This is a genomic window from Streptomyces sp. URMC 126 (genome assembly GCF_051386555.1).
GTDB lineage: Bacteria > Actinomycetota > Actinomycetes > Streptomycetales > Streptomycetaceae > Streptomyces.
The window spans coordinates 1-4,766 of the sequence record NZ_JBPQTX010000433.1 but is presented as its reverse complement, the minus strand read 5'-3'; the positions used below and the strand labels follow the sequence as shown (position 1 = coordinate 4,766).

General features: G+C 74.5%; 3 protein-coding genes. All 3 read left to right on the top strand.

Translation table 11 applies throughout. The features are described 5' to 3' along the window. Positions 1-44 precede the first annotated feature (44 nt). The gene (locus tag ACSNOK_RS30775) at positions 45-1,964 is read left to right on the top strand and encodes an amidohydrolase (protein ID WP_436784087.1); all 1,920 of its coding nucleotides are present in this window, start codon (positions 45-47) and stop codon (positions 1,962-1,964) included. Between the two features lie 217 nt (positions 1,965-2,181). Next, the gene (locus ACSNOK_RS30770; protein WP_436784086.1) at positions 2,182-2,844 is read left to right on the top strand and encodes a hydrolase; all 663 of its coding nucleotides are present in this window, start codon (positions 2,182-2,184) and stop codon (positions 2,842-2,844) included. A 267-nt stretch (positions 2,845-3,111) separates the two neighbouring features. Continuing rightward, positions 3,112-4,716 carry an ABC-F family ATP-binding cassette domain-containing protein gene (locus ACSNOK_RS30765; RefSeq protein WP_436784085.1) on the top strand — a complete coding sequence of 535 codons (1,605 nt, stop codon included), beginning with the start codon at positions 3,112-3,114 and terminating at the stop codon, positions 4,714-4,716. Positions 4,717-4,766 lie beyond the last annotated feature (50 nt).

Genomic DNA, 4,766 nt, shown 5'->3' with positions numbered 1-4,766 from the left:
CCTCCTCCCTCACCCCCTCACCCCCGTCAACGAAAGGCCGCCCCATGACAACGATGCCCGTCAGCGGCGTCACCCCGGTCCCCGAGGCGGACGCCTCGCACGGCCGCGACGGCGCCGACCTCGTCCTGCGCAACGCGAAGGTCTTCACCGGCGACCCCGGCCGCCCCGCGGCCACCGCCCTCGCCGTGCGCGACGGCCGGGTCGTGGCGGTCGGTGACGACCGGGACGTCGCGCGGTACGTCCACGCCCGGACGAGGGTGGTGGACGCCCTGGGCCGCCGGGTCGTTCCCGGGCTCAACGACTCGCACTTGCATGTCATCCGCGGCGGCCTCAGCTACGTCCTCGAACTGCGCTGGGACGGCGTCCCCTCCCTGCGGCAGGCGCTCGCCATGCTGCGGGAGCAGGCCGGCCGGACGCCCAAGGGGCAGTGGATACGGGTGGTGGGCGGCTGGTCGGCGGACCAGTTCGCCGAGCGCCGGCTGCCGACCCCCGCCGAACTCACCGCCGCCGCACCGGACACGCCCGTCTTCGTCCTGCACCTCTACCAGTCCGCGATCCTCAACCGCGCGGCCGTCCGCGCCGCGGGCATCACCCGCGACACCCCCGACCCGCGTGGCGGTCAGATCGTCCGCGACCGGAACGGCGATCCCAACGGCGTCCTGCTCGCCGCGCCCAGCGCCCTGATTCTCTACTCGACGCTGGCGGCCGCGCCCACTCTGGACGAGGCCGGACGGCGTACGTCCACGCGGCACTTCCTGCGGGAGCTGAACCGGTTCGGCCTGACCTCCGCCATCGACGCGGCGGGCGGCTTCCAGAACTTCCCGGACGACTACGCCACCGTCATCGACCTGGCCCGCGCCGGCGAGCTCTCCCTCCGGATCGCCTACCACCTCTTCCCGCAGACCGCCGGACAGGAACTCGCCGACCTGCGCCGCTGGGTGGAGACCGTCCGGCCGGACGAGGGCGACGAGTGGCTCCGCCTCAACGGCGCCGGCGAGAACCTCACCTGGGCCGCGGCCGACTTCGAGAACTTCGCCGAGCCGCGGCCCGAGCTCGCCGCGGACTACGAGGGCGAGTTCGAGCGGGCCGTCCGGCTGCTGGCGGAACACGGCTGGGGCTTCCGGCTGCACGCCACCTACGACGAGACGATCCGCCGCGACCTGGCGGTCTTCGAGAAGCTGGCGGCCGAGGGCCTGTTCCCGGCCGGCAGCCGCTGGTTCTTCGACCACGCGGAGACCGCCTCCCCGGAGAGCCTGGACCGCATCGCCGCCCTGGGCGGCGGCGTGAGCGTGCAGAACCGCATGTCGTTCCAGGGCCGGGTGTTCGCCGAACGGTACGGGGCCGAGGCCGCCGCCCGGACGCCGCCCGTCAAGGAGATGCTGGAACGCGGGCTTCCGGTGGCGGCCGGCACCGATGCCACCCGTGTCTCCTCCTACAACCCGTGGGTCGCCCTGCACTGGCTGGTGACCGGACGCACCGTCGGCGACCTGGCCCTCTACCCGCCGGACCGGCTCCTCTCCCGCGAGACCGCGCTCGCCCTCTACACCCGCGCGGGGGCCCGCATGACCGGCGAGGAGGACGTCAAGGGTGTCCTGAGGGAGGGATTCCTCGGCGACTTCGCCGTCCTCAGCCACGACTACCTCAGCGTCCCGGCCGGTGACATCCCGCACATCGAGTCGGTCCTGACCGTCGTCGGCGGCCGGATCGTCTACGCGGCGGCGGAGTACGAGGGGCTGGACGAGGCTCTGCCCCCGGTACGGCCGGAGTGGAGCCCGGTGGCGCACTTTGGCGGTTACCACGCCGCACCAGTTCCCGGTGGCGCGGGCGGCAGCGCGGGGGTACGGCAGGCGGGCCTGCTCGCGGAGGCCGTGGCCGCGTCGGAGCAGCACCGCCTGTGGCGGGTCGCCCGCGGCGCCGGTACCGCGCCGGCCCCCGCCGCCTTCGATCCGTGCTTCCACCTCTGAGCGCCGGTACGCGTCCGCCTCCGGCCCACTGCCGGGGCGCCGGCGACACCCGCCCTCGGCACCGGTGTGCAGCGTCGGAACACCGCCGGCCGCTCACGGTCAACTCCCGCCGCTCCGACGCCCGTAGCGTCGTCTCGCCGGCGGAAACCGCGGTCGGTTCCCCGGGAAGCCGACCGCACCCCTCCCACCCACGCACCACCCACGGAAAGGGACCACCATGGTCGACTTCGACGCCGTCCGAGCCGTGCCCGGCAGCGACCTCCTCACGCCCGACAACGCGATGATGCTGTTCGTGGACCACCAGCCGCAGATGTTCTTCGGCGCGGGCAGCGCCGACCGGGCCGGGGTCGTCAACGCCACCGTCGGACTGGCCAAGGCCGCCCGCGTCTTCGGCGTTCCCGTCGTCCTGTCCACCGTCGCCGCCGAGTCGTTCTCGGGCCCCCTGCTGCCGCAGCTCCGCGAGGTGTTCCCGGAGCAGGAGATCGTCGACCGCACCTCCATGAACGCCTGGGAGGACGAGGCCCTGGTCGAGGCCGTCAAGGCCACCGGCCGTACCAAGATCGTCCTGTCCGGGCTGTGGACCGAGGTCTGCCTCGTCATGCCCGCGCTGTCGGCGCTCGCCCAGGGCTACGAGGTCTACGTCGTCGCCGACGCCTCGGCCGGGGTGACCCCCGCCGCGCACGAGCACGCTCTGCGGCGGATGGCGGCCGCCGGGGCCGTCCCCGTCACCTGGCTCCAGGTCCTGCTGGAGCTCCAGCGCGACTGGGCCCGCACGGAGACGTACGCCGCCACCACCCAGGTGGTCAAGGAGCACGGCGGCGCCTACGGCCTGGGCCTCGTCTACGCCCACGCGATGGTCGACCCGCACGCCGCGGGCTGACCACGGACACGGCCTCAGGCCGCCGGCCGACACCGGCCTGAGGCGCGGCTCCGGCCCCCCTCCGGAACCCTTCCGGGAGCCGGAGCCGTTCCGGCAGCCGCCGTGGGCGGACCCGCCCCGGGAACCGGCACTGCCTCCCGGAAAACGAGATGCGCCACCCGCGCACCATCCGTTACCGTGACCGTATGTCTACGCCCCGAATTTCCTAGCCGAGGACCCGCTTCCACGCCAGAAGTGTGTCCTTGAGCTTATTCGGAGCGTTACCTCATGATGACCGTCCGCGGTGTCGAGCTGCGCGCGGGTGCGCGGCTGCTGCTGTCCGACATCTCCTTCACCGTCTCCCCCGGCGATCGCGTCGGCCTGGTCGGCCGTAACGGCGCGGGGAAGACCACCCTGCTGACCGCCCTGGCGGGCCGGGCACGTCCCGCCGCCGGGAGTGTGACCACCACCGGCCCGGTCGGGTTCCTCGCGCAGGACTCCCGTGCCGCCGATCCCGACGTGACTGTGACCGACCGGATCCTGTCCGCGCGCGGTCTCGACCGCGCCGTGAGCGCGCTGCGGAGCGCGGAGGCCGCGATGGCCGGCGCCGCCGGGCCCGCCGCGCTGGAGCGGGCGATGCGGGCGTACGCCCGCGCCGAGGCGGCCTTCCAGGCCGGCGGCGGGTACGCGGCCGAGGCGGAGGCCGCCCGGGTGGCGGCCGGTCTCGGCCTGCCGGACGACGTACTGGGCCGGCCCGTGGGCACTCTGTCCGGCGGGCAGCGGCGCCGGGTGGAGCTCGCCCGCATCCTGTTCGCCGGCCACGGCGGCACCCTGCTGCTCGACGAGCCGACCAACCACCTCGACGCCGACTCCGCCGCCTGGCTGCGCGACTTCCTCCGCGACCACCAGGGCGGACTCGTCGTGATCAGCCACGACACCGGCCTGCTGGCCGCCGTCGTCAACCGCGTGTTCCACCTGGATCCGGCCCGGGCGACGATCGACGTCCACAACACCGGCTGGGACACCTACCTGGCCCAGCGGGAGGCCGACGAGCGGCGCCGGGCCCGGGAGCGGGCGAACGCCGAGCGGAAAGCCGCCGCCCTGCACGCGCAGGCGGACCGGATGAAGGCCCGGTCCGCCACCGCCACCATGGCCCGGAGCATGAACCGGCGCGCCGACCGCATGCTGGCCGAGCTGGAGCCGGCCCGGCGGACGGAGAAGACCGCGCGGATCCGGCTGCCGGAACCGGCGCCGTGCGGCCGGGTGCCGCTCGGCGCGATCAGCCTGACCAAGTCCTACGGCGGCCGTCCCGTCCTCGACGGGGTGGACCTCGCCGTGGACCGGGGCAGCCGCCTGGTGGTCCTCGGGCTCAACGGCGCGGGCAAGACCACGCTGCTGCGCGTCCTGGCCGGCGAGGTGGCGCCGGACGCGGGCCGGGTCGTGCGCGGACACGGGCTGCGGCTGGGCTACTTCGCCCAGGAGCACGACACCCTCGACCCCGCCCACACGGTCGTCCGGCACCTCGCGACCGCCGCGCCGCACCTGTCGGACGGCGAACTGCGGGGCGTGCTCGGGGCGTTCCTGTTCACCGGGGACGACGCGGACAAGCCCGTCGGAGTGCTGTCCGGCGGCGAGAAAACGCGCCTGGCGCTGGCCGGGCTGGTCCACTCCGGCGCCAACGTGCTGCTGCTGGACGAGCCCACCAACAACCTCGACCCCGCCTCCCGCACCGAGGTCCTGGCCGCCGTCGGCTCCTACCCGGGCGCGGTCGTCATGGTCACCCACGACGAGGGCGCCATCGACGCCCTCCGCCCGGACCGCGTCCTGCTTCTGCCGGACGCGGACGAGGACTTGTGGAGTGAGGAGTACCGGGAGCTCGTAGCGCTGTCTTGAGGGGGCGGCCGGGGCGGGGCAGGGCGGACGGCAGGTCCGCCCCCCCCCCC

What these genes read in the sequence shown, in the direction of transcription:
- ACSNOK_RS30770 (WP_436784086.1), top strand. Translation starts at nt 2,182, where the DNA reads ATGGTCGACTTCGACGCCGTCCGAGCCGTGCCCGGCAGCGACCTCCTC.
- ACSNOK_RS30775 (WP_436784087.1), top strand. Translation starts at nt 45, where the DNA reads ATGACAACGATGCCCGTCAGCGGCGTCACCCCGGTCCCCGAGGCGGAC.
- ACSNOK_RS30765 (WP_436784085.1), top strand. Translation starts at nt 3,112, where the DNA reads ATGATGACCGTCCGCGGTGTCGAGCTGCGCGCGGGTGCGCGGCTGCTG.